This is a genomic window from Bombella dulcis, from assembly GCF_026385505.1.
GTDB classification, from domain to species: domain Bacteria; phylum Pseudomonadota; class Alphaproteobacteria; order Acetobacterales; family Acetobacteraceae; genus Bombella; species Bombella dulcis.
This window is the reverse complement of the sequence record NZ_JANIDV010000004.1, coordinates 158,205-183,790: the sequence shown is the minus strand read 5'-3', so window position 1 is coordinate 183,790 and position 25,586 is coordinate 158,205. Positions and strand designations below refer to the sequence as shown.

The following is a 25,586-nucleotide window of genomic DNA, read 5'->3' as shown; positions in this document are numbered from 1 at the left end:
GGTTTATGATGATCACCCGCTTTTCTGCTCTTTTCGTGCTGGCATGTGGTCTGTCCGGGATGCTGTCTCCGGCAGCCCGGGCGGCGGACTGCCAGTATGACGTGAAGCCCGTGCCGGTTTTTACGGGCACGGTCAGCCGGATTACGGGTGATGGCGTCCTGTTCTCTGACGGGCGGGATGTTGTCATGCCGGAATCCCTGCTGCCATTCGTCCGTCTGGCCAATGAGGTGAAGCTGCATGGGCTGCTCAGCCTTGATGGAAAGAAAATCTGGGTGCTGGCCCTGTATGACAAGGACAGGCTGATCTGTCCTTCGGCTCTGGATGTGCGCAAGGGGGCTTATCCCGGTTCGGCAGCTTATGATGTGATCGAGCATCAGGGCAGTGAGTCTCCCTGAGACGCCTTATGAACATAGCCTTCGTTGCGGCTTCGACTGAGGCGGCGCAGAGTGCCCTGAAGCGTTTCACCAGGCGTTATGGCAATGTTCCACTGGAGCAGGCCGAAGTGCTGGTGTGCCTGGGGGGTGATGGCTTCATGCTGGAGACCCTGCTGCATATTCCCGGGCGCAACATTCCTGTTTTTGGCATGAATTACGGGACGATCGGCTTCCTCATGAACAGCCCCGAGGAAGATCATCTTCCGCAGCGTCTGGCCTATGCCCAGCATACGGAGATTGCCCCCCTGCATATGTGGGCGAGGACGACCTCCGGGGAGATGCATGAGGGCATCGGGTTCAATGACGTGTTCCTGTATCGGGAAACCCGACAGACGGTGCATATCGGCATCGAGGTTGATGGCCGGACACGCATGTCACGCCTGACCTGTGATGGAATCATTCTGGCAACGCCGGCAGGGTCCACGGCCTATAACCGTTCGGCACATGGGCCGATCATTCCTCTGGGGGCGGAGCTTCTGTCCCTTACGCCCATTTCACCGTTTCATCCCCGGCACTGGCGGGGTGCCCTGCTGCCAGCGGATGTGACGGTACGTTTCACCCTGTCCGATACGGGCAAACGGCCTGCCTCTGCCGTAGCCGGACCGGAGGAAATCCGGAATGTGGAAGAAGTGGTCGTCAGGCTGGATCAGGAAAAGAAAGTGACTCTCCTGTTCGACCCGGATCACAGCCTGTCTGAACGAATTATAGCGGAACAGTTTGCGGAGTGACCGGGGGATTCGGCCCGCCTGGAAGCAGTCTGACTGGAATGCCGTTTCATTTATCCTGACATGGCCCTGATGGTTGCAGGGCCTGCATGTACGGAGACAAGAGATGCGTGGAACAATCCTGACTTACGATGCGCAGAGTGGTGAAGGTCTCATCAGCGGTGATGATGGCAGACGTTATTCCTTCAAGGGAGCCAGTTTTGGTTCTGACAGCAATCTCCTGAAAAATGGGACGGCTGTTGATTTTGAAGTGCGTGATGATGAGGCTCTGTCCATCTTCACGGTGCTGGAGAGGGGCGGCAACGCTTTTGATGAGATTGGTGGAAAATCCAAGATGGTGGCGGGTATTCTGGCCCTTTTCTTTGGTGGGCTGGGCGTTCACAAATTCTATCTGGGCTATAACTGGGCCGGTGTCATCATGCTGCTGCTGACGGGTTCTGGTCTGTTTCTGTTCGGAATTCCGAGCCTCATCATCGGGGTCATCGCCTTCATTGAGGGGGTCATCTACCTGACGAAATCCGATCAGGACTTCTATCTGACCTATGTGAAGAACCGCCGTTCATGGTTCTGAGGTCTTCCCTCTGATGAAGGGATGAAGTGTGCAGCCAGAGGAGCCGTAATACCGGCTTCTCTGGCTTTCGTGATTCTGGAAGGTTCGTTTTTCAGCAGACCGGGGTCAGCAGGGGCCTGCCACTGAAGAAGGCGAGCAGGTTGTCGATGATGTTCTGCCCCATCGCCAGTCGTGTCTCGATGGTGGCGGATGCCTGATGCGGCTGAAGCACGACATTGTCTAGCGTGAGAAAAGCGGGATTGATGGTCGGTTCGTTCTGGAACACATCCAGCCCGGCCCCGGCAATGGACCTGTTCTTCAGGGCGTCCAGGAGAGCCTCTTCATCAATGACACTGCCCCGTGCGGTGTTGATGAGAACACCATCTTTTCCAAGAGCCTTCAGGATGTCGGCATTGATGATGTGTTTCGTTTCCGGGGTGGCAGGAAGGGTGATGACCAGAACATCCGCCCATGTGGCCAGTTTTCTGAGGTCAGGCTCGAAGGTCAGGGGACTGTGTTCACGAGGATGGGGGTTGAAGTAGGCCACATCCATGTTGCTGGCTTCTGCCCGTCTGGCCACGGCCTGCCCGATGCGTCCGAAACCGGCTATGCCCAGCTTCCGCCCATTGAGGGAATGAGCCAGCGGGGGGAGCTTCCCGGCTGCCCAGCTGCCATCAAGCAGGAACTGTTCATTGCTCTTCAGGTTGCGTTTCAGGGCCAGCAGGAGAAGCATGGCCATGTCGGCCACGTCGTTGGTGGAAATGTCCGTCGTGACAGTGACGTGAATGCCACGCCGTCTGGCTTCGGCAACATCAATCCTGTCCAGTCCGACACCATTGACGGCAATGATCTTCAGATGTGGCAGGGCGGCCATGACCTCAGGGGCCACACCATAGGAGCCACCCGTGGCGATGGCCTGAATGTCCGGCGTAATCTTTTCCAGCTCCTGCATGGTGCTGAAAGGATGGATGACAAAATGTTCTGCCAGAGTTCTGAGTGTAGGCTCAGGGAGGGGTTCCAGCAGGAGAAGGGGCCGTTTTGTCTGACTGGTGTCCGTCATGATTGATGTCTCTCGGTGAAAGGCGGAAGAGCCTGTTTTGTGGCGGCTGGCTGGTCCAGATAGCGGGTGGCAAGAGCCTTGCAGCCTGCCTCGACATCCCGCCATGTGGTCTCGAAGTTGTCTTCAGAGCCGTAATAAGGGTCAATGACGTCACGACCCTGCTGCCCTTCAACATGGTCCAGCAGAAGGGTGATGCGTGCTTTACTGTCAGCGGGTCTGAGTTTTTTCAGGGTAGCGAGGTGGGAGCGGTCAAGGGCGATGATGTGATCGAACCGGTCGAAGTCTTCCTGCCGGACCTGACGTGCCCGCAGGACATCGGCATTCAGCCCATGCCGACGGGCTGTGGCACGGGCACGGGGGTCTGGCCGGTCGCCTTCATGCCAGTTGCCCGTCCCGGCGGAATCGATGTCGATCATCAGGCCACGGGCTTCAGCTTCCCGGCGCATGGCGAGTTCGGCCAGTGGAGAGCGGCATATGTTGCCGGTGCAGACAAAAAGGAAAGATGGTGCAGGGGGTGTATCTGTCATGAGTGCGTCAGCCATATGAAGAATGCCAGAGTAAATATGGAGCTGATCGTGCCGAAAAAAAGGACCGATGCAATTTCACGCTCCATCATGTGATAGCGCATGGCGAGGATGACATTCATGGCGGCACTGGGCATGGCCATGGCGAGGACGCCTTCCTGCAGGGTGAGAGACGGGAGCCGCCAGAGAAAGGCCAGAGCGCAGACGCCAAGGGGAATGAGGATCGTGCGCCCCAGAACCATCAGCCCGACCGGGAGGTTGAACCGGACCTGTCGGGCACAGAGGACCACGCCGGAGGCAAAGAGGGCTGTTCCACCCGTGGCATGACCCAGAAGCTGGAGGGAGCTTTTCAGGGGCAGTGGAAGGTGAATGCCTGCGAGGACCATCACGAAAGCCAGCATGGGTGCCCAGACAACAGGTTCCCTGCAGGAATGGAGCAGATGGCCACCCAGCTCCCGTAATGTGGCCTGCCATGTAGGGGGTGCATCATCCTGCCGCTGCTGGCGTTGCTGGTCATGATTCATCAGGATCAGCGTCAGGGGAATCTGGCACAGATTCATGATGAGAGACGCTACCGAGATGGGGACCGCACTTGTGGGGCCGAAAAGCTGGCCCAGCACCGGGATGCCAATGAAAGGAACGGAAGGTCCGGTCACCGTCATGGAGATCAGGGCGGCTTCACCCTGTTTACGGCCCAGTCCCCAGCGCAGAAAGGCGAAGAGGAGGACATAGACTCCCAGCATGGCAATGAGAATCAGCACGGCGAGCGGGCCGGCCGCGAGGACACGTTCCCGTGGCGTGCTGAGAATGGAGGCCAGCAGAGCGAGCGGCAGGGCATAGAGCATGACAAGCCGGATGAGAACACCGGCCTGATGGGAATCGAAATCCCGTCTCCATGCTGCCAGATACCCCAGCCCGAGCGTCACCAGGATGGGCAGGATGGCTTCTATGATTGTCAGGAAAAGGGCTGTTGTCACGGGCTGCCACTGAGCTCCATGTAAAGGAGGGAGCGGCAGGGGATAGCCTACAACACTTCAAGTTCTGGGGGAACAGATCGTTCCCCCGAATATGTACTTTAGGCTGCCTTGTATGGCCCCCCTGCTTGGACTTCGATACTTAGCATGTGCTGACCTATGTCAGAGGCAGGAACATCATGCAGAAGAAGTTCTGCTTCACCTTTAGTCCAGCGATGAGGACCAGCCTCGATTACATCCCAACCCTTGAGGTTTTTCTCAGTTAAGTGGCGAGTAACGATATGTTCCTTTTCACCAGTCCAAAGAGAGACTTGGCCGATCAGCATACCAAGTTCACGTCGATCGTCCAAGTGGGGGCCTACAGTCTCAGAAGGACGGAATGTTCGAGAACCAAGAATAGCTTTGCGAGCATGAGCAGGTAGGGAGAAAAGATAACGACCGGCCTCGTGACGCTGAGGCTGAATGGTTCGGCCATCATCAAGTCTAATGTAAGGAGCAGGATCCGCACTCATGTCACTTGATAGGGACTCGTTGGAGAAGGACTGTTTAACAGGAGTGAGTTTCTTAGCACGGCTAGAAAACCTGGAATGTAGTGGCTCTACGAAAGCTTGTGAGGTATCAAGCGGAGCTGCCGCATGTTCATCCCAGTTAAGTTTCTGCTGCGTAATTAAACGCATGATTCCTTCTGCGGAGGAATCCTGTTTATAGATGTCCTGCACCTCTGTATCCAACCAGCTTTCGGTTAACGTATTGTTGGCCCACAGAACGGAATGCGGCTCGGTTTTAATGTGGTAATAATCATATTCGACTTGACTGTGATCGTACCGGATAGACTCGCCATTTACGAGCATACGCACAGGAACGAAACGGCCTTCAAAATAAAAACAGTGCTCAGGTGTAACAGAGAGATCTTTATTAGGAACACCTTGGGCAAAGGCATCCTTTGCAATAATGATAGACCAACCAGCAATATCTTCTGGCTGTGAGCTGTTAACGCGAGCCCGGCGTTGGATAACGCTCGTAATCTCCCTTGTCTCTTCCTTCCCATCCACATAGACACATACCGTCTCTCCTTTGCGGAGCCGTTCCACAGCCTTCTCTCCTTTAGGAGTACGGATCATGCTACCAGCGAGGAAACACTTCTGATAGATGAGAACGGTGTTACCAGCCCCATCATTATTGAGAATAAAACCGCTTGGATCATAATTGCCAGAGATACTCATCTGCCAATTTTGTCCATTTTCAGAAACAGTTAAGATATTATTGCTGACAGTAACTGAGCCACCGCTGTCGTAGGACAACCCATTTACTTTAATGCGGGCATTATAACCCATGGATGTATTAATCAGGACAGCACCCGATTCAACTGTTAGCAGTCCCCCTAGATTAGAAGCTCCTTCGCCCACACTTCCAGCACCTGCGACGGTAGCATTTGCGACAGTCCCTCCAGATTGAACCATAGTGTAGGGGTTTGTAGCCCACATGCCACTGTCATATTTAATCAAACTTTGTATGGCGGTCCCGCCGGACGAAACAACTAGTTCTCCATTGTTGGCAACAGTCGCACCGCTAATCCAACCGCCATTGGCGACTTCAATATGTTGGACAGATGCACCAGGCATCAAGACACCTGATGCGCCACTTAGCACAGTTAGTTTGCTGACGAAAACACCGGATGCGATAGTGGCATTAGCGGAAGAAAGAGAGACGCTATTAAGACGAGCACCAGAGTCGATGATACCTGTGGCTCCGGAGATTGCCGAAAGAACGCTGACGCCCGCTCCACCTCTAGGAATTTCAACTGTTGCACCACTTGCTAGGACTACATTTGGGACTGTGGCACCGCTTGAAAGGAAGGCCGATGCATTTGCTCCAGTAACACTGAGTGAACTAGCAAATACCCCAGAGCCAACTGTGCCCATACCGTTATTTGTTATATTAACGCTGCCAACTGACGCTCCGGAATCAACAAATGCCGACGCACCACTTCCAATATCAAGTTCTTTAAACTGGTTCGGCGTATCAACATAAAGATAACCATCGTAGGGGGAACCGTTGGTAGTGCCACCCGATACTTGCATCGTAGCACCGCTAGCTACATAAACTCCTTTTAGAAGAGTACCGGTCCCGCCACTAATACTAACTCCACTCGTAATCGTTCCACTGTTGGCGAGGGCGGTAGCCCCCCCTTGTGCTCCAAAGGTGGCCGCAGTTCCCCCACTATCGAGAATAACAGTACCATCACCATTGGCCAGGGGATTATTAGGATCAAATCCAGCTAAGAGAGTGTTAACGGAAATACCGGAAGCAACGGACCCTACACCGCTATTAACTGTATAAATGCTCCCGATCGTTGCACCAGGGACGGCGAGTACTGTCCCATTGCTCGCAACAAGATAATCTGCAGTAGCACCGGAAGAGAGAGCAAAAGACGTGTTTGCGTAATTAAGGGTAGCCCCACTATATATAACAGCTCCGGAAGGAACGGTGAGGGTGCCACCACTGTTCAGAAGAGAACGACCGAGAGAGCCTCCGCTGTCCACCACGACGGTACCACCGCTGTTGGCTACGAAAGCATATCCAGTTCCGCCAGATAGAACTTGAGCAAACCCAGTGGAAGAAACATTTAAACTGGAGGCGGCACCGGCAGAAGAAACGAAGACGCTGCCTTGACCGCTTACACTGCCGCTGCTGAGGAGACCCCCTGCACTGACCGTTTCCGTTCCACCACTTATAACCGGAAAGAGGCTTGTTCCACCCTGGGTAACAATCCCAACTGCACCAGAAGTTAGAACAGAGTTAGAGGTAATACCATCTTGACCCACTAATTCTGTCGCTCCGGAACCGATATAGTCATTGCTAGACGTTCCAGTCCCGTAACCGCCATATTGAACTTTAAACTGCGGATGCAGCCAACTTGTGTATGTCCCTCCTGTAACGTTAAGGGAACCACCACTCAGTATAGTTGCACCAGATGTCGTCCCGCCCGAATTTAAGACGGTCCCGCCAAGGACAGTAGATTGCGAAGCGACACCACTACTATAAAGGGTTTGTACAGCGTCACTTCCAACGAAAAGTTGGTTTATGGAGGTTCCGGTTGCAAAAATAGCCTGACTGCCGAATATAGTCCCGCCAGTTCCTACACCAGCATTACCGATACCGTAAACACTTCCTGGGTTAAACGTGCCACCTGACATGACGCCGCCCTGACCATCAACGGAAAACCCTTTAACGACAAAGTCTCCAGCACCACCCCCTACGATAGCGTAACCCTTGGAGGCAACATTAGGGTTGATAACCGTACCGTAACCGGAAACCTGTCCCCCGCTTGTAAGAGCTCCAGCGAAGACAGCCCCAGAGGAGCCAACAACCCCACCAGAAATGACACCTCCACCAACAGCCTCAATGGATCCTTTATTTAGAGCAGTTCCACCGAACATGGTTGCGCCGCTAGCGACCGCTACATGCCCACCGTTTATTGTGATAGCATTGGTAACGTTATTGCCGGTTCCGAAACCGTAGGCAAAAGAATTGCTCGTACTGGTGCCGCCAGAGGAGTCTATGTTGATCGAGGTGCCACTGACATAATAATTACTGAGAGGGACAGCCGTACCAGAACTAACGGTGTTACCGGACAGCACCGTAACCCAATTGCTCGGAACTTGATTGAGAGCTACTGCCTTCAGGCCATCATATGAAGAGTTATAGGTGTATGTGGTGGAGTTGTAGTTGTAAGCGGGCATATCGGTATCCCTCAGCTATGGTAGAGGTTGGGTTGTGATGAGCAAGAGGTAGACGAAATTTTTACAAAAATCCAGAGGAATCCGTGTGAGTTTTACGGATTTGATGAAGTTTCTCCACGGGAAAAATGGAGACGTTCAAATATGCTCAAAGCAGTGTCAGTATCTTCCTGATAAAAACTGAAAAAAAGAAGAACACCATCTCCGCGAGGGGTGGAGAAAGAAGAGTTGCTTTCCTCGCCCTTTGAGAGGGGAAGGGTGTATCTGTCTGCTGTTTGAAGCAGAAGGGGATGAGGTTGCTCTAGTCTTGGTTTGTAGGGATTTTCTCCCATTTGTATTAGGAAGCCATCGGGCAACGAATCGCTGTTCGCCATTTGGGGAAAATGAGACAAGGTAGAAATGTCACAATCAAGTGATCCACCGAGGAATGTGAGTATTACAGGCATTCCCTCTGGGAGACTCAATCTACAGTCGTAGCCTTGTGGTATTAGGCAAAGCTCTGCTTGGTATCCATTTCGCCGGTAGAGGGTGATAGCCATTGCTCCCTCTTTTTTGTTGGTTGGATAGTATAGGGGAATATGCAACAGATTTGGTCCGCTTGGAGAGAGGAACCAAGCTTGGAAGGCTTGTAGAGCGGCAATATTTCGTTGCTTCATACTAGTGTCTCCTTTGCGGGATTCATGTTTATACCTCCCTCCCTCTATGGTCAACAATGTCACGGGATTGTTAAGAGCGAGAGCGACTCTGTGTAGCTTTTTTGCCTTCTAGATTGCAAAATATCGGGTATTTTAAACTTATTGTTGTTGTGTAAATGTTTAACGGCCTTCTTAATGAAGAAAATATATATATATATATTTATAATTAATATTTAAATTAAATATCGCAATGCATTAATTAATAGACGGAGATAAAATACTATCTCTATATTTATAGAACATATAAAATTGTGTATCTGAGATAAAGCATCTTCTACAAAAAGTGTTTTTTGGGATGCGGATAGATTTATTTATAAATTTACATTTATTTTGCAAAATTTAGGAAAATTAAAATAAAATTTTGATATTTAGTATTCATTTAAAATAATAAATTATCATAATTTAATTATCTATTTACGATAATTCGCTGGCGTATTTTGAGAATTGCATTTCAAAAATTTATTTGTGCGGTTGATATGAATATAATATTGAGTATGGTATTAATTTTTTATCTTTAGTAATATTTTGTTTTTTTATGGGTAAACTTTACGGAGGTGCTTTCTGGGAAAAAATTTTTATTAATGATTTGGAAATATAAATATTATATTTTTCTATGGAGACGAAGATAGCTGTAATTTATTGGAATTTCTACTTAATTGTTATAGGGATTGTGAATTAATATGGCTGTTTTATTGTTTTTATATTAAATAGCAGGTGAGCGTTTGGGAATTTTTTAATTCACTTGAATTTTAAGATATGGCATTGTTTACTTAGTATCGATTGTGTTCGGTGCTGCAATGGTTAAATAATTGTGAATCGTATCGCTGGATAGCGTGAAATACCCTAGAAAGGGTTGTTTCCTATAAGTAGTGTTAACACGTGTTATGAATTTGTTGGGGTTGGACCTTTTGGGAATCTCTTGAAATCTTACCCATCTACCTACCTATATTGCCCATCCTAAAATACGGCTTTTTTGAGGAATAAAGTAGGGTGTAGGTGCGCCATGATCTTGAAAAGCTGACGTTCGTACGGAGAGGATGGTAGCGGTCTACATCTATGAGTTAGATGAGCCTTCTAGGGCACAAAGGTTATTTGCCGGTCTGTATCGATATGAAACTACAATTTAAACATTGTGGGATAGGATTGCTCTCATGTGCTGATAAGTCGGAGTGCAGGCTTCTTATGCTTTGGCTCTAACTTTCTATTAATTGGTAATAGTAAAATATTGAATAGGAGATTCTCAATTTATATTATGAGAATATTTAAATATTTACCACATAGTGTTTTATCAAACGTTTTCTCCATAATTGTGCTAGTACCTTTTCTCAAACAACTGATTTCTCACGTGGCATGGGGTTTGGTTCATCTGCCAAGTGTTGACACCTAGTTATGCCCATATTCATCATCCGGTATTTCCAATTTCTGATGGTTCTTATTTGTGTACTCTATAGGTAAGTGCAGCTGTAGAAACGCCCAACGTTTTTTGCATGGACAATTTGAGTGAGGGACGACATGAAGGGAAGATGTGCTCTGATATTCAATTCTGGCATTAGGAGTGAATAGGCAAAGCAATTAGTTTCTGATTCAGCTTGTCTTCTGTATTCAATAGAAGATGCCCTAATTCATGGGCAGAAGCAAAGTGAATGCGTTCGGCTGATTTTATTGAGAAATATATAGGGTGTTTTTCATCTCCAGCAGGAATAACCATTGACTCTTAGAGTATTTTTGGCCAGTGGAAACACTTAGAAACCTTTGGATTCCATAAGTTTGATTATATCGCGACTGTCTGCTTTCCTAATGTTCAAAAACTGCTAAGGAAGCGGGCAGCATTGTCGAGGTCAGACTCAGGAGAAACATTGAGTAAATTGTGTTGAGGAAGGTTGAACCATTCTTCAGCCCAGTTTTGAATGTTGTAAGCCAACGGAGCCGCTACACTCGCTATGCTACGTTCACGAGCGGTCATTGTAATCATGCTGCGGAAGCTTAGGGCTCTTTCTTCCGGAAAAAATAATGTGGTTACTGTAGCTTGGCCCCTTTGGGGGAAACCTGTAGCGAGTCCTTTGTTATTGGCCACACGGTACTCCCGGTCCTTTGACTTGAGGTCCCGTGACCTTGCGTCTGTTAGTTGATTGCGGGTCATCTACCTAGCCTCCCAAAACCTGCCCAGAAATCTACCTTGATGGGTGATAGCTGCTATTGTGCGTTAATGTTACTAGGTGACATGAAATTACGCCAGAAATGGCGGTTTTCTGAGGTGTTTTGATACTTATTGTCGCTTGTTGTGGGTAATATTGGTGTCCGCGGAGGGATTCGAACCCTCGACCCCAGGATTCATACCACTTCAGCTTTCGCCGCCGGACCTCCCGATGGTAAGGCCTCGTTCGTGGTCTGGACTGTCTCTTCACCACAGGGCGGCTGCCCTGCCACGGTGTCACCCGTACAGTCTCTACACCTTCCAGCCTGTTGACCTAGGCTGGCTTGGCTCGGGATTGGCATGGCCTGAAACGGCGTTAGCGTTCCCCGACTTTGAGCGAATTCACCGGGCGGTTTGCCATCCCGGTGCCCAATTATTTAGGAATCCTGTGCTCTATCCTGCTGAGCTACGCGGACACGCAGAGACGGCCTAGCGTTTTTTTTACAGTTCCGCAAGCCTGCTCTCCCACCATGCCCCTTGGCCTGTGCGGGCGGGCAGGATATGAAGGGGACAGTTCTGATCTGTTCTGACAGTTGATGCTTCCACGCCTGCCATGCTGGAAGCCTTGTTCAAGACCGGCCCTGGCACGGCCTTCCGCAGGTTTGCCCATGTTCTTTTCGTCATCGTATCCAGTACCCCGTCTATCTGTTCTCTGGTGTGGCCTGCGCCGCCCCATGGTCCTGTCGCTGATGGCAGTGGTGGCTGTCGGGGGGCTGGCTGGCTGTGGTGGGGGCAAGCGCAATCCGTCTTCGCTGGCCTTGCCCCGCAATCACCTGCTGGGCGTGGACCGGGGGGCGCAGGGGGGCGACGACCAGCTCCGTGGCGGCGTGAATGCCTATCTCTGGCGTGGGGCGATCGATACGCTCTCCTTCATGCCGATGGTCTCCGCCGATGCACAGGGTGGCGTCATCCTGACGGACTGGTATCAGCCTTCCGGTTCGCAGGATGAGCGTTTTAAGATCGCTGCTTACATCTTGGATCGTCGTCTACGGTCGGATGCCATCCGGCTGAGCGTTTTCCGCCAAACCCGTATCAATGGTGGAGAATGGCAGGATACGCCCGCCGCCTCCAATACGGCAGCGGACATCATATCCCGCATCCTGGAGCGTGCCCGTCAGCTGCGGGCCGAAAATGGCGGCGGAAAATAAGATAATCTGATGAGTGACATGACAGCCAGCAACGCTTCTGATTCCAGTTTCGACTTCCATGCCCGTGAGCCTCACTGGCAGGCCCGGTGGGCGGAGGCCGACATTTTCCATGTGCCGGATGTTCCGCCTGCCGACAGGCCGAAATATTATGTGCTGGAAATGTTCCCTTACCCGTCGGGGCAGCTGCATGTCGGGCATGTACGCAATTACACGCTGGGTGATGTGGTTGCCCGGTACAAGCGGGCACGTGGCTATGCCGTGATGCACCCGATGGGCTGGGATGCTTTCGGCCTGCCCGCCGAAAACGCCGCACGGGAACGGGGCGTTCATCCGGGCAAGTGGACCCTCCAGAACATCGCCACCATGCGGGGGACACTTCAGCGGCTCGGTTTCTCGCTGGACTGGAAGCGTGAGATTGCGACCTGCCTGCCGGACTATTATGGCCAGCAGCAGAAGCTGTTCCTTGACATGCTGGCTGCCGGGCTTGTAGAGCGGCGTGATTCATCCGTCAACTGGGACCCTGTGGACCAGACCGTTCTGGCCAATGAGCAGGTTGTGGACGGGCGGGGCTGGCGGTCCGGCGCACTGGTGGAGAAGAAGACACTCTCCCAGTGGTTCCTGAAGATCACCGATTTTGCCGAGCCTCTTCTGGACGGGCTGAAGGACCTGGACAAATGGCCGGAGCGTGTCCGCATCATGCAGGAACGCTGGATCGGCCGGTCCGAGGGGGCGAAAGTCCGTTTCAGCCTGCATAATCCGCCGCAGGGTTATGATGTGGATGAAGATTCCATCGAGGTCTTCACCACCCGGCCGGACACGCTGTTCGGTCTGAGCTTCATCGGGATTGCGGCGGATCATCCGCTGGCCCGCAAGGTCGCTGCGGGCAATCCGGAAGCGCAGGGCTTCGTTGAGGAATGCCAGCGTGTCGGCACGTCTGAAGAAGCCCTGAGTACGATGGAGAAGCGTGGCTTCGATACCGGCCTGCGTGTGGTGAATCCGCTGAATCCGGAGCAGACGGCTCCGGTCTGGATCGCCAATTTTGTGCTGACGGAATATGGCACGGGTGCCGTCTTCGGCTGCCCCTGTGGGGATCAGCGTGATCTGGACTTTGCCCGTAAATACGGCCTGGAGGTTCCGTCCGTCCTGCTGCCCGCAGGGGAAGAGGAAGCCAGCTTCACGGTGGGAAAGAAGGCCGTCACGGGCGAGGCGACACTCTATAATTCCGGCTTCCTGAGCGGGAAGACCACGAAGGAGGCCATTCGGGCTGCCATTGAGCGGGTGGAAGAGCTGGGAGTTGGCCGTGGCGTGACCAACTGGCGTCTGCGTGACTGGGGCATTTCCCGCCAGCGGTACTGGGGCTGCCCCATTCCCATCATCTACTGCGATTCCTGTGGGGCTGTTCCCGTGCTGGAGGAGCAGCTTCCGGTGACGCTGCCGGAGGATGTCAGTTTCGACACGCCGGGCAACCCGCTGGATCATCATCCGACATGGAAGCATGTTTCCTGCCCGAAATGCGGCGCAGAGGCACGGCGTGAGACGGATACCTGCGATACGTTCGTGGATAGCTCATGGTATTTTGCCCGCTTTACGGCTCCGAAGGCAGCAACCCCGACTGATCGCAAGGCTGCGGATGGCTGGCTGGCCGTGGACCAGTATATTGGTGGGATTGAACATGCCATCCTGCATCTGCTCTATGCCCGGTTCTTCACCCGTGCGATGAAGAAGACGGGTCATCTGGATGTGAGTGAGCCATTTGCGGGTCTCTTCACGCAGGGCATGGTCACGCATGAGAGCTATCGTGACGGGAACCAGTGGCTCTATCCCGAAGAGGTCGAGCATCGTGGGGATGCGGTTGTCCGCAAGGATAATGGCAATCCCGTCACGGTGGGACGCTCCGAGAAGATGTCCAAGTCCAAGCGGAACACGGTGTCCCCGGTGGAGATCATCGAGCGTTACGGGGCTGATACGGCCCGCTGGTTCGTGCTGTCCGACAGCCCGCCGGAACGGGACATGGAGTGGACGGCGGCCGGTGTGGCGGCGGCCGGACGTTTCATGCAGCGTCTGTACCGGCAGGTTCAGGCCGTTGCGGCCAGGGATGGAGCGGATGTGGCACATGGTGCAGCCGGGGAGGAGCTGCGTCAGGTGACGCACCGTACCATTGCTGCCGTGACGGAAGCTCTGGAAGGCTTCACGCCGAATGTGGCCGTGGCCCGTCTTCATGAGCTGTCTTCTGCACTGGGTGACGCTGAGGGCAGGGAGGGTGACGGTCTGCCCGCCGCCCGCCGTGAAGCGGCCTATGTGCTGGCCATGCTGGTCTCTCCCATGATGCCGCATCTGGCTGAGGAACTGATGCTGCTTCTGGAGCCGGAAGGCCCGATGGTGGTGGAACGGAGCTGGCCGGAAGCTGATGAGAGCCTGCTGGCTGTCAAGAAGGTGACCATTGCCGTGCAGGTGCTGGGCAAGCTGCGTGGCACGATCACCTGTGCGCCGGATGAGGCGAAAGAGAGCGTGCTGGCACAGGCCAGAGCCGAGCCGAATGTTGCGAAGGCACTGGAAGGCAAGCGGATCGTCAAGGAGATCCATGTGCCGAACCGGATCGTCAATTTCGTGGTTGCAGGCTGAGCGGGAGAGGCTGGATGAGCAATAGCTCCCGGATGGAGAAGATGACCCGCTGGGGTCTGGGTGTCCTGCTGGCCGGGGTGGGACTTGCCAGTCTGGGGGCGTGCGGGTTCCAGCCTCTTTATGGCAGGCAGGCAGGGCAGCAGAATGCTGATGTCAGCCGGCAGATGAAGGATGTGTTTGTCGCCAACATTCCGACCCGTTTCGGTCAGGAGGTCCGCCTTGGCCTTCAGAAGGAAATGGCAGGCGATGGCCCGGAGCGGCCGGAAGGCTACATTCTGCGTGTCAGTGCGACGGCCTCTCTGGAGTCGATCGACATTCATCAGGACAACACGTCAGGCCGTACCCGGGGTGTCGGCTGGGCTGACTGGCGGCTCTATCGTGTCGGGGACACCAATACCGTTCTGGCCAAGGGTTATGCCCGGACGCTGGACGGGTACAACATGTATATCGAGCAGTATTTCGCCCAGACTCTCAATAATGAGACCCTCTACAAGCGTATCGGGGAAAATCTGGCGCACGAGATCACCACGCAGGTGGCCATCTGGTTCCGTGCCCATCAGTCTCTGGGGGAGGAGAAATCCATCCGTCCGGGCCGGGACCCGTATCTGGACCAGCTGCCCGGTACGCAGAGGACCAATCTGCGGTCTCTGGGTGTTGATGGTTTCCCGGCCAATGCCGTGGGCCGCAGCAGCAACAATGCCTCCACCTGGACGGGTGAGGACAGCCGGAATCTGGAGGAAGACGAGGATAACGGTCTGTGAAGATCATGGCGCAGGCTGTCGGGCAGACTCTGAAGGATGCTGGCAGCTGGCGTGTCATTCTCCTTCATGGGGATGATGGTGGGTTGATCCGGGAACGGGCCAGAGAGGCCGTCCTGACGGTGGTGGATGATCTGGATGATCCGTTTCGGCTGGCTAGACTGGAAGCGGAGGAACAGGACCGGCTGGAGGAAGAGGCCCTTGCCCTGTCCCTGACGGGGGGACGTCGGGTTGTCTGGCTGCGGGGTGTGCAGGATGGTGCCCTCGGGCCGCTGAAAACGGCTCTGGACCATGAGAGCGATACGCTGATCGTTCTGGAAGGGCCGGGGCTGGGAAGCCGCTCCAAAGTGCGGCAGTTTGCGGAAAAGCATAAGAAAGTGGCGTCCATTGGCTGCTACCCGGAGGAAGGGCGGAATCTTGCCCGGACGGTGGCGGACATTCTGGCGGAAGATGACATCCGTCTGGATCGTGATGGCATGGCATGGCTGCTGGGGCATCTGGGCCATGACCGGACGCTTGTCCGGAGCGAGGTGGAGAAGCTGTGTCTTTATGGCGAACCCGGTACCACCCTGACGGCGGATGACGTGCAGGCCTGTGTGGGGGATTCCGGGCAGGCGTCTCTGGATGATGCCGTCTATGCGGCTCTGGCGGGGAACCGTCTGGCGGCTGACAGGGCTTTCGAGCGGGCGATGGGGGATGGAGCTAGCCCCGTCGCTTTTGCCCGCGTGACCCTCTCCGTGCTGGACCGCTTCCAGCAGGCCCTGCTCATGGTGCAGGAGGGGCAGACCAGGCAGGAGGCCATGGCGTCCCTGATGCCGCCGGTCTTTTTCCGCCGTAAGGATGAGTTTCTGGCGGGGTTGAGGCGGTGGCCTCTTCCAGCCCTCTCACGGGCAGCGCAGGCGACGCAGGCACTGGAGCTGGCCTGCAAGCAGAGTGGAACACCCGAAGAGCTGCTCTGCTGCCGTCATCTGGTCAGGTTGTGTCATCCCCGGGCCTTCGAGCAGGACTGAGGGTGGTCCTGACCGGGCTTTGACGGGCTGATCTATCATAGAAAATGTCACAATCTATCACGTCTGTGATTGGTTATCCTGTTTATTGCGGATAGTTAATCTTCTGAAAAATAGGGTTTTTTCATCTTACATCCTGAAATGATGGGAGATGTGCTGCAACATTAAATTAAACTTTAGTATAGAATGATAATGATTATCATTTAGATGGACACAATCTTTCCCTTTTTCTGGTGGTGTTCATGAGTCGTTTCATCCGTAGTGGTCTCAAGCCGTTGTCAGCAGCCCTGACACTGGGGGGCGTTGTCGGTGGTGCCCATGCTGCTTCAGAGACGCAGGCCAATGTCACGCAGGATGCGGCCGCTCCCATGGGGTCTGCTGAAGATGCGGATGAAAGGAAGGGTGTTCAGGCCAGGGGTGTCGAGCAGATTCATGTTGTCGGTCATCCGTTCAACACGATGCACGCCAGCAACGACATGGGCCGTATGCCGCAGGATGTCATGCACACGGCGCAGACGATTGATGTGGTGCCCCGTGAACTCATCAGGCAGCAGAATGTGAAATCCCTTGATGAGGCCCTGAAGAACGTTCCCGGCATCACCTCTTCGGTCGGGGAAGGGGCCGGTGGCATGAGCGGTGACCAGTTCCTCATCCGTGGTTTCCCTGCACAGAACGACATTTATGAGGATGGCCTGCGGGATTTCGGTGTCTATACCCGTGACAGCTTCTTTCAGGACTCCGTCAATGTCATCAAGGGGCCTTCATCGGAGGTCTTCGGTAACGGGACGACAGGCGGTGCCATCAACATCATCACCAAGACCCCAACCCTGAAGGACCATTACGGTGTCGATTTCAGTGGCGGGTCAGGCAATTTCTATCGTGGTGTCGTGGATGTGAATCAGCGCATCAATGATACGTCAGCGTTCCGCATCGCAGGGATGGGGAATTCCAATGAGGTGGTGGGGCGTGATTACGTCCATTCCCATCGCTGGGGTTTGGCTCCGTCCATTTCTTTTGGAATCGGAACAAAGACGACCGTCGTCCTTCAGGTCATGCACCAGACATCCCGGATTACGGTGTGCCGGTCGTGAATGGCCATCCCATCACGGAAAGATCATCGGCTTTTGGCGTGTCCCGGAGCAACTGGTACGGAAAGACGCAGGACCATGACAATAGTGATGACACGATGGAGACGTTACGGCTGAAGCATGTCTTCAACCGGCACTTCACGTTCCATAATGACCTGCGTTTCGGGGAATATAGCCGCGACTTTGCGGCATCCACGCCGCAATGTGCCAATGCGTCCTGCTCGGAAATGCAGATCTATAATCCGGGCTACAAGAAGGTCGATCCGGCAGCCGGGATTGGCCTCAATGGTGGCCCGATGCCGTACAAGCAGTCGAGCTGGTCTTTCCAGGATGTTGCTTCCCTTCAGGCAGACTTCAACACGGGCTTCCTGCGGCATCAGCTCGTGACCGGGTTCGATATGGAATATGTGCAGGATTCCCGGCGTCAATATGCTTATGATGCCGTTGGGGCGCACCGGGCCATTCCGTGGCAGAATACCTATAATCCGCAGCGTGACAACTATGGTTACTCAACCTGCCGTGCCGATTCCGGGAACTGCTGGAAGAATACCAATTACAATCTGGGACGGCCGGATTCCCGTGGTTACGGATTTGATACGGGGCTGTTCCTGTATGACCAGATGTGGTTCACGAAGTGGCTGTCCGTCAAGGGCGGGCTGCGCTGGGACCGCTGGCAGACCATGTACAAGACATGGGGTGCTGATGGACAGGAAAGTGCAGCGGAACGTGGCCCGCAGGGGAAGGCCCCTTCGACGGCTCTGGATTATCATGACACGAAGGGCGTCATCAATCCGACCGCCAGCCTGCTGATCACCCCCAACAGCTGGCAGACTTTCTATTTCACCTATGCCAGTTCCACGACGCCGATGGGCATGTACGTGACGAACGGTGCCCTGCCGATCCGCCCTGTGAACGGGCAGGTGGCTACGCAGCCGGAACGGTCTCAGCTTTATGAAGTCGGGTCCAAGATGAGCCTGCTGCATGACCGCCTTGGAGCCACGATCTCGCTCTTCCGGCTGGACAAGAGCAACGCCCTGACCACGGACCCGATTGCCGGGCAGGTTTTGGCTACAGGCGTGAAGGAACGCAACCAGGGGCTGGAACTGTCTCTGGACGGCATGATCCTGCCGGGTTGGAACATCACGGCGACCTACGCCCTGTATGACCCACGGGTGATGTCCGGGGCCAATCATGGCCGGAACATCCAGTATGTGCCGCATAATCAGGCAACCGTCTGGTCCGCTTATGAGGCGTTCCCCGGCAAGCTCTGGAACTTCACCATTGGCGGGGGGCTGACATGGCGTGAGGGCGTGTATCTGGACCTTGCCAATACGGCCAAGGTTCCGGCGAATGTGGAGTTCGATTCCTACATTTCGCACCGCATCAACCGGCACTGGGTCGTGTCGCTGAATGCCTACAACCTCTCCAACCGTCTCAACTATAACTCGCTCTTCACCAACCGTGTGACACCGGCTCCCGGCCGTGCCTTCCTCGGGCGGCTGAGCATGGATTACTGATCCCTAGCCAGTCAGAGGGATGGTCTCTGGAGTGCGCTCTTCCTTTCCGGGAAGGGCGCACTGTTTTTGTGGGGCTGTCTGTGTTCATTAACAGGCACCGGACGTGGCAGGGCGTTGATTCATAGGAAGTGAAATGAAGATTAAAGTAAATGTGTTGTTTCCGACACATTTACTGGCCTTCCATGGAACGGGAACAGCTCCTTAAAGTTAAAATTAAGAATTAATCGCATTTATGGAGCGGCTGTCCCGCTGGGACGTGCGTGACCCTTTCAGCAGAGGTTGTTCCATGAGTCGATTTATCCATCAGTGTTTCAGACCGGTTTCAGCGGTAATCACTTTAGGGAGTGTGACAGGGGGAGCCTGTGAAGCCGCTGCCTCATCACCGGAAGAAACCATCCCTGTGGGACAGGGAACGGTCATGCCACCACAGCCTGTCCAGGATGCCCGGACACAGGGTGTTCAGGCCACGCAGGTGGAACATATTCACGTCATCGGTCATCCCTTCAACACGATGCACGCTGGGAATGACATGGGGCGTCTGCCGCAGGATGTCATGCACACGCCGCAGACGATTGACGTGGTGCCCCGTGAACTCATCAGACAGCAGAACGTGAAGTCGCTGGATGAAGCCCTGCGCAACGTGCCCGGCATTACGGCGTCCGTCGGGGAAGGGGCCGGTGGCCTGAATGGAGACCAGTTCCTTATCCGTGGGTTCCCGGCCCAGAACGACATCTATGAAGACGGTCTGCGGGACTTCGGTGTCTATGCCCGTGACAGTTTCAATTATGATTCGGTCAATGTCATCAAGGGGCCGTCTTCACAGGTTTTCGGTAACGGGACGACGGGCGGTGCCATCAATGTCGTGACGAAGACGCCCACAGCCAATGATCACTACAACGTGGATTTCAGTGGCGGCTCAGCGGACTATTTCCGTGGCACGGTGGATGTCAACAAGACCATCAATGACAGGACTGCTTTCCGTCTTGAGGGGCTGGGAGCCTCCAATAACGTGGTCGGGCGGGATCATGTCTGGGATCACCGCTGGGGCATTGCGCCTTCCATTGCCTTCGGGATGGGGACGAAGACGACGGTTGTCCTTCAGGTCATGCATCAGACCGATAACAGCGTGCCCGATTTCGGGATGCCGGTCGTCAAGGCACGGGGATCAGCTTACGGGCGGCCGCTTTCTGAATATGGCGTGCCACGGCATAATTTCTTCGGCAAACAGCAGGATCATAACCATACGGATGACACGATGGAGACGCTGCGGCTGAAGCATATCTTCAACCGGCATTTCACCTTCCATAATGACCTGCGTTTTGGGGAATACAGCCGCAACTTCGAGGCTTCCAAGGTCGTGTGCAGGGCAGGATGTGTTCAGGCCCTCAATAGCGGGGATTATGGCCGGGGGCTGGTGAACCGCACGACACCAGGCAACAGCGTGCCTCTGCCCTACAAGCAGAACAGCTGGTCTTTTCAGGATGTCGCCTCGTTGCAGGCTGATTTCAAAACATGGTCTCTGCGGCATCAGGTCGTGACCGGATTTGACATGGAATATGTCCATGATTCCCGCCATCAGGATGTGTATGCGGGTACCATTCCGGCCGCCAATCTGCTGTATTCCAACCCGCATGAGGTGACGGATGCGCAGGCACGGCGCATTCCGGGAGAGAACAACCCCAGGAAGATGCCCTACATCGCCGGTCTGGGCAGGAAACCGGACAATCATGGCTACGGGTTTGATACGGGCATCTTCCTGTATGACCAGATATGGCTGACGAAATGGGCGTCCATCAAGGGCGGGTTCCGCTGGGACCGCTGGCAGAGTGGCTATGACGTCACGGGCGGCCCTGCCACGACCCTGAATGACAGGAACCGTCCCGTTTCCAATGCGGATCAGCATTTCCCGCAGACGAAGAACACCTTCAACCCCACGGCCAGCCTCGTGCTGACGCCGACCAGCTGGCAGACGGTCTATTTCACCTATGCCAGTTCCACCACACCGACGGGCATGTATGTGACCAGCGGGGCCGTGCCCGTACGGCCGGGGAAGAATGAGGGGACGGTGGACAATCATCCGCAGCACGCCCGTCTCTATGAGGTGGGCAGCAAATTCAGCTTCCTGCATGACCGTCTGGGTGCGACCATCTCGCTCTTCCGTCTGGACAAGGACAATGCCCTGACGACTGATCCGGTCTCCAACTCCACCATCAATACGGGTGCCCAGCAGCGCAACCAGGGGATGGAGCTGTCACTGGGGGGCATGATTCTGCCGGGCTGGAACATCACCGGGACTTACGCCCTGTATGACCCCAAGACTTCCGGTGATGGTGGCGGGAAGATGCATGACCAGATTCAGTATGTGCCGCATAATCAGGCGACGCTCTGGTCCGCCTATGAAGCCTTCCCCGGCAGGCCGTGGAACTTCACGATTGGTGGGGGCCTGACATGGCGGCAGGGCGTGTATCTGGACAATAAAAATACGGCCAGAGTGCCTGCGAATGTGGATTTTGACACGGTCATTTCCCATCATTTCGGACAGCACTGGCAGGTGTCCCTCAACGGGTACAATCTGGCAAACCGCCTGAATTACAATACGCTGTTCAGCGGCTATGCCACGCCAGCCCCGGGACGGACCTTCCTTGGCCGCCTGACCATGGATTACTGAGCGTTCTTTTCAGGCCGGACTGTCTGTCCGGCCTGGATCATTCCGGATTCGTTCTGCATTACAGCACTGTAGAGAATTCCTGTTCTCATGTCCGGTCTGGCTTATGTCATGTGATGACATATCAGTTCCATCAATCATTAACGGGACTGTGACAGGTTCTTGAGCAGCCTGAAGAAGGCAGAAAACCGGCATTGTGCTGGCAATGAGGCGGAATGTGACAATTAAGACACAATCGCTTTCATAAACAGTCTGTCATGTTTTTTATGGTTTGAAAGTGAGAATAATTATCATCTATGGGTGTGCGTCGCCTCCTGATGAGGTCATGTCAGTTCTGCCGTGGAGCATCCCCTTATGAGTCGTTTCATTCATCAGTGCCTCAAGCCGGTTTCAGCTGCCCTGACGCTGGGCAGTGTTGCTGGGGGGGCCTATGCTGCTGATACAACAGCCCTGCATCAGAGCGGTTCATCCACTTCGGAAGAGAAGCGCACGTCTGCTGCTGGTGGAGCTACCACGACACCGGCCCAGTCCACTGGCGATGCTCAGACACAGGGCGTGCAGGCCACGCAGGTGGAACGCATCCATGTCATCGGCCACCCGTTCAACACGATGCATGCCGGGAATGACATGGGGCGTCTGCCGCAGGATGTCATGCACACGCCACAGACGATCGATGTGGTGCCCCGTGAACTCATCAAACAGCAGAACGTGAAGTCGCTGGATGAAGCCCTGCGGAACGTTCCCGGCATCACGGCGTCCGTCGGGGAAGGGGCCGGTGGCCTGAACGGGGACCAGTTCCTTATCCGTGGCTTCCCGGCCCAGAACGACATCTATGAAGACGGTCTGCGGGACTTCGGTGTCTATTCCCGTGACAGTTTCAATTATGATTCGGTCAATGTCATCAAGGGGCCGTCCTCACAGGTTTTCGGTAACGGGACGACGGGCGGTGCCATCAACGTTGTGACGAAGACGCCGACGGTCAATGACCATTACAATGTGGATTTCAGTGGCGGGTCAGCGGACTATTTCCGTGGCACGGTGGATGTCAACAAACGCATCAACGACACGACCGCCTTCCGTCTTGAGGGGCTGGGAGCCTCAAACAACGTGGTCGGGCGGGATCATGTCTGGGACCACCGCTGGGGTATTGCCCCCTCCATTGCTTTTGGTCTGGGGACGAAGACGACGGTTGTCCTTCAGGTGACGCATGAGACGGACAACAGCATTCCGGATTATGGTATGCCTGTCGTGCAGGCCCGTGGCTCCGCCTATGGGCGGCCCATCTCGGAATATGGCGTGCCCCGTCAGAACTGGTACGGCAAGCAGCAGGACCACAACCACACGGATGACACGATGGAGACGCTGCGCCTGAAGCACATCTTCAGCGATCATCTGACATTCCATAATGATCTGCGCTTTGGTGAATATAGCCGTGACTTTGAGGCCTCCAAGGTTCAGTGCGGCACGAAATGCGTCAATGCGCTCAACAGTGGCAATTATGGTGCCGGGGTGATCACCCGTAACACCAACGGAAGCGTGCCGCTGCCTTACAAGCAGAACAGCTGGTCTTTCCAGGATGTCGCCTCGTTGCAGGCTGACTTCAATACGGGGTTCCTGCGTCATCAGGTCGTGACCGGGTTTGACATGGAATATGTCCATGATTCCCGTCATCAGGATACCTATGCAGGGGCTTCGCTCATCCATGCGGTGCCGACAGCCAACATGCTGTATCCTGACCCGCATAATGTACCGGATGCGATGGTCCGTCGTGTCTCGGCTCAGGCGGACTCCATGCCCAATATTGCCGGTATCGGAAAGAAGCCGAACAGCCGGGGTTACGGGTTTGATACGGGCATCTTCCTGTATGACCAGATATGGCTGACGAAATGGGCGTCCATCAAGGGCGGGTTCCGCTGGGACCGCTGGCAGAGCAATTACTGGACTTCCGGTCTTTCCGAGCTGCCGGACAATCCGGACAAGAAATTCCCGCAGACGACCAACACCTTCAACCCCACGGCCAGCCTCGTGCTGACACCGGCGAAATGGCAGACGGTCTATTTCACCTATGCCAGTTCCACCACGCCGACGGGCATGTATGTGACCAGCGGGGCCATTCCGGTCCGTCCGGGATCACAGGGAACGGTGGACACCAGGCCGCAGCGTGCCCGTCTGTATGAGGTGGGCAGTAAGTTCAGCCTGCTGCATGACCGTCTGGGGGCGACCATCTCGCTCTTCCGTCTGGACAAGGACAATGCCCTGACGACTGATCCGGTCTCCAACTCCACCATCAATACGGGTGCCCAGCAGCGCAACCAGGGTATGGAACTTTCCGTCGGTGGCATGATCCTGCCGGGCTGGAACGTCACGGCAACCTACGCCCTGTATGATCCGAAGACATCGCCGAATGGTGGCGGGAAGATGCATAACCAGATTCAGTATGTGCCGCATAATCAGGCGACTCTCTGGTCTGCCTATGAGGCCTTTTCCGGCACACCGTGGAATTTCACGATTGGTGGTGGCCTGACATGGCGTCAGGGCGTGTATCTGGACAACAACAACACGACCAGAGTGCCTGCAAACGTGGATTTCGACTCCGTCATTTCCCACCATTTCGGGCGGCACTGGCAGGTGTCCCTCAACGGGTACAATCTGGCGAACCGTTTGAACTATAACAGCCTGTTCAGCGGCTATGCCACGCCAGCCCCAGGCCGGACATTCCTTGGTCGCCTGACGATGGATTACTGAGTGTCGGGACCGGTCCGGCAACTGACAGGGCCGATCTTGAAACAGGCGGATGATGGTGTGAAGGTTTCACATGGAGCAGGCGGCCCCGTCTGCTCTTTTTCCTGTAAATGGCGGTGCCGCCGGGCCTGCCTGAAAGGCATGATCTCATGATGTTGCATATTCCGGGTGTTCTCACGGCAGAAGAGCTGGCTGACCTGCGCTCCCGTCTGGCAGCGGGGGAGTGGGTTGATGGCCGGGGTACCGCCGGGTCACAGTCCGGCAGCGTGAAGAACAATCTTCAGATCGCTCCGGACAGCCCGCTGGGGAAGGAACTGTCCACCTTCGTGCTGCGCAAGCTGGGGACGAACCCGCTCTATAACAGTGCCGTGCTGCCCCTGCGTCTCGTGCCGCCACTTTTCAACCGCTATGATGTGGGAATGAATTTCGGAGCGCATGTTGATAATGCCCTCCGTCCCATTCCCGGTACGGGGCAGCGCATCCGCACGGATGTGTCCAGCACGCTCTTCATCTCCGATCTTGATGAGTATGACGGGGGAGAGCTGGTCCTTCATGGTCCGTCAGAAGAAAAGCGGGTGCGCCTGCCTGCGGGGGACATGATCGTCTATCCCACCACGGCCCTGCATACGGTCACCCCCGTGACACGGGGCAGTCGCTGGGGGTCCTTCTTCTGGGCACAGTCCGTCATCCGCTCGCAGGAACATAGGTCCATCCTGTTTGATCTGGACCAGAGCATCATGGCCCTGACCCGGAGCCACGGCCCCAAGGACGCCGAAGTGCTGCGTCTGACCAATGTCTATCACAACTTGCTGCGGACATGGGCCGAGATGTGAGGTCTGGCCCGTTTCCTAGAAGCGGGCTGACACATCCAGATAGTAATAGCCGCCATTGATGCCGAGCTGGGAGGTACTCATGTAATATTTGGGTGCTCCCAGATAGCGGTTCCCACGGGGAACCTTGCTGGGCGGGAAATTTTTTAGTTTCTTCAGTTAGGTAGAGCAAAGAGTGGGATTCAGGAAGCTAATTTTCTTCTTTCTTGGAGGAGGAAAGACGATTTATCGGAAGGTTAAGCATTCATTGAGGTTTTCCAGTTGTTAGGGGACGAATTTTGGTCTGGAGTAGGCACACTATTTGCGGTGAATG

Annotated in this window: 18 protein-coding genes; 12 read left to right on the top strand and 6 right to left on the bottom strand. The window is 54.7% G+C overall.

Features of this window, described 5'->3' with window-relative positions:
- Positions 1 to 5 precede the first annotated feature (5 nt).
- The 3 genes from NQF87_RS07285 to NQF87_RS07275 all read left to right on the top strand — a co-directional run bounded on the left by NQF87_RS07285 (position 6) and on the right by NQF87_RS07275 (position 1,730).
- Positions 6 to 395 (top strand): hypothetical protein, encoded by a 390-nt coding sequence (locus tag NQF87_RS07285; protein WP_266127746.1) that lies wholly within the window; start codon positions 6 to 8, stop codon positions 393 to 395.
- A gap of 8 nt (positions 396 to 403) precedes the next feature.
- Positions 404 to 1,162, top strand: a complete 759-nt coding sequence (locus NQF87_RS07280; protein WP_266127745.1) for an NAD kinase — start codon at positions 404 to 406, stop codon at positions 1,160 to 1,162.
- A 103-nt stretch (positions 1,163 to 1,265) separates the two neighbouring features.
- Positions 1,266 to 1,730 (top strand): TM2 domain-containing protein, encoded by a 465-nt coding sequence (locus tag NQF87_RS07275; protein WP_266127744.1) that lies wholly within the window; start codon positions 1,266 to 1,268, stop codon positions 1,728 to 1,730.
- Positions 1,731 to 1,821: 91 nt separating this feature from the next.
- Here NQF87_RS07275 and NQF87_RS07270 read toward each other — a convergent pair whose 3' ends face one another.
- The 6 genes from NQF87_RS07270 to NQF87_RS07245 form a co-directional block, all read right to left on the bottom strand.
- Positions 1,822 to 2,769, bottom strand: coding sequence for a 2-hydroxyacid dehydrogenase (locus NQF87_RS07270; protein WP_266127743.1), 948 nt, complete (start codon positions 2,767 to 2,769; stop codon positions 1,822 to 1,824).
- On the bottom strand, positions 2,766 to 3,296 hold the full coding sequence (locus tag NQF87_RS07265) for a low molecular weight protein-tyrosine-phosphatase (RefSeq protein WP_266127742.1): 531 nt from the start codon (positions 3,294 to 3,296) through the stop codon (positions 2,766 to 2,768). The genes NQF87_RS07270 and NQF87_RS07265 overlap by 4 nt, the downstream gene beginning before the upstream one ends.
- The gene (locus NQF87_RS07260; RefSeq protein ID WP_266127741.1) at positions 3,293 to 4,270 is read right to left on the bottom strand and encodes an AEC family transporter; all 978 of its coding nucleotides are present in this window, start codon (positions 4,268 to 4,270) and stop codon (positions 3,293 to 3,295) included. The genes NQF87_RS07265 and NQF87_RS07260 overlap by 4 nt, the downstream gene beginning before the upstream one ends.
- 98 nt (positions 4,271 to 4,368) lie before the next feature.
- Entirely contained in the window at positions 4,369 to 7,707 is a 3,339-nt protein-coding gene (locus NQF87_RS07255) for a Hint domain-containing protein (protein ID WP_266127740.1), read from the bottom strand.
- Positions 7,708 to 8,102: 395 nt separating this feature from the next.
- Positions 8,103 to 8,663 (bottom strand): hypothetical protein, encoded by a 561-nt coding sequence (locus tag NQF87_RS07250; RefSeq protein ID WP_266127739.1) that lies wholly within the window; start codon positions 8,661 to 8,663, stop codon positions 8,103 to 8,105.
- A 1,840-nt stretch (positions 8,664 to 10,503) separates the two neighbouring features.
- A complete protein-coding gene (locus tag NQF87_RS07245; RefSeq protein ID WP_266127738.1) occupies positions 10,504 to 10,776 on the bottom strand; it encodes a hypothetical protein in 273 nt (90 codons plus the stop codon).
- 794 nt (positions 10,777 to 11,570) lie between these two features.
- Here NQF87_RS07245 and NQF87_RS07240 point away from each other — a divergent pair.
- The 9 genes from NQF87_RS07240 (at position 11,571) to NQF87_RS07205 (ending at position 25,276) form a co-directional block, all read left to right on the top strand.
- Positions 11,571 to 12,044 (top strand): DUF3576 domain-containing protein, encoded by a 474-nt coding sequence (locus NQF87_RS07240; RefSeq protein ID WP_407652026.1) that lies wholly within the window; start codon positions 11,571 to 11,573, stop codon positions 12,042 to 12,044.
- 9 nt (positions 12,045 to 12,053) lie between these two features.
- Positions 12,054 to 14,666 (top strand): leucine--tRNA ligase, encoded by a 2,613-nt coding sequence (leuS, locus tag NQF87_RS07235; RefSeq protein ID WP_266127737.1) that lies wholly within the window; start codon positions 12,054 to 12,056, stop codon positions 14,664 to 14,666.
- Positions 14,667 to 14,680: 14 nt separating this feature from the next.
- Positions 14,681 to 15,427, top strand: a complete 747-nt coding sequence (locus NQF87_RS07230) for a hypothetical protein (RefSeq protein ID WP_266127736.1) — start codon at positions 14,681 to 14,683, stop codon at positions 15,425 to 15,427.
- Positions 15,424 to 16,434 (top strand): DNA polymerase III subunit delta, encoded by a 1,011-nt coding sequence (gene holA / locus NQF87_RS07225; RefSeq protein WP_266127735.1) that lies wholly within the window; start codon positions 15,424 to 15,426, stop codon positions 16,432 to 16,434. The genes NQF87_RS07230 and holA overlap by 4 nt, the downstream gene beginning before the upstream one ends.
- A 239-nt stretch (positions 16,435 to 16,673) precedes the next feature.
- Positions 16,674 to 17,522 carry a TonB-dependent receptor gene (locus NQF87_RS08795; RefSeq protein ID WP_323670721.1) on the top strand — a complete coding sequence of 283 codons (849 nt, stop codon included), beginning with the start codon at positions 16,674 to 16,676 and terminating at the stop codon, positions 17,520 to 17,522.
- Positions 17,510 to 19,036 carry a TonB-dependent receptor gene (locus NQF87_RS08790; protein WP_323670720.1) on the top strand — a complete coding sequence of 509 codons (1,527 nt, stop codon included), beginning with the start codon at positions 17,510 to 17,512 and terminating at the stop codon, positions 19,034 to 19,036. The genes NQF87_RS08795 and NQF87_RS08790 overlap by 13 nt, the downstream gene beginning before the upstream one ends.
- Before the next feature lie 346 nt (positions 19,037 to 19,382).
- Positions 19,383 to 21,704, top strand: coding sequence for a TonB-dependent receptor (locus NQF87_RS07215; protein ID WP_266127734.1), 2,322 nt, complete (start codon positions 19,383 to 19,385; stop codon positions 21,702 to 21,704).
- A 351-nt stretch (positions 21,705 to 22,055) separates the two neighbouring features.
- Positions 22,056 to 24,446, top strand: a complete 2,391-nt coding sequence (locus tag NQF87_RS07210; RefSeq protein WP_266127733.1) for a TonB-dependent receptor — start codon at positions 22,056 to 22,058, stop codon at positions 24,444 to 24,446.
- A gap of 146 nt (positions 24,447 to 24,592) precedes the next feature.
- Positions 24,593 to 25,276 carry a Fe2+-dependent dioxygenase gene (locus tag NQF87_RS07205; protein ID WP_266127732.1) on the top strand — a complete coding sequence of 228 codons (684 nt, stop codon included), beginning with the start codon at positions 24,593 to 24,595 and terminating at the stop codon, positions 25,274 to 25,276.
- Positions 25,277 to 25,586: the final 310 nt, after the last annotated feature.

Coding starts and splice junctions, on each gene's coding strand:
- NQF87_RS07285 (WP_266127746.1), top strand. CDS start 6: ATGATGATCACCCGCTTTTCTGCTCTTTTCGTGCTGGCATGTGGTCTG.
- NQF87_RS07280 (WP_266127745.1), top strand. CDS start 404: ATGAACATAGCCTTCGTTGCGGCTTCGACTGAGGCGGCGCAGAGTGCC.
- NQF87_RS07275 (WP_266127744.1), top strand. CDS start 1,266: ATGCGTGGAACAATCCTGACTTACGATGCGCAGAGTGGTGAAGGTCTC.
- NQF87_RS07270 (WP_266127743.1), bottom strand. CDS start 2,769: ATGACGGACACCAGTCAGACAAAACGGCCCCTTCTCCTGCTGGAACCC.
- NQF87_RS07265 (WP_266127742.1), bottom strand. CDS start 3,296: ATGACAGATACACCCCCTGCACCATCTTTCCTTTTTGTCTGCACCGGC.
- NQF87_RS07255 (WP_266127740.1), bottom strand. CDS start 7,707: ATGTTCGGTGGAACTGCTCTAAATAAAGGATCCATTGAGGCTGTTGGT.
- NQF87_RS07250 (WP_266127739.1), bottom strand. CDS start 8,663: ATGAAGCAACGAAATATTGCCGCTCTACAAGCCTTCCAAGCTTGGTTC.
- NQF87_RS07240 (WP_407652026.1), top strand. CDS start 11,571: ATGGTCCTGTCGCTGATGGCAGTGGTGGCTGTCGGGGGGCTGGCTGGC.
- leuS (WP_266127737.1), top strand. CDS start 12,054: ATGAGTGACATGACAGCCAGCAACGCTTCTGATTCCAGTTTCGACTTC.
- NQF87_RS07230 (WP_266127736.1), top strand. CDS start 14,681: ATGAGCAATAGCTCCCGGATGGAGAAGATGACCCGCTGGGGTCTGGGT.
- NQF87_RS08795 (WP_323670721.1), top strand. CDS start 16,674: ATGAGTCGTTTCATCCGTAGTGGTCTCAAGCCGTTGTCAGCAGCCCTG.
- NQF87_RS07210 (WP_266127733.1), top strand. CDS start 22,056: ATGAGTCGTTTCATTCATCAGTGCCTCAAGCCGGTTTCAGCTGCCCTG.
- NQF87_RS07205 (WP_266127732.1), top strand. CDS start 24,593: ATGATGTTGCATATTCCGGGTGTTCTCACGGCAGAAGAGCTGGCTGAC.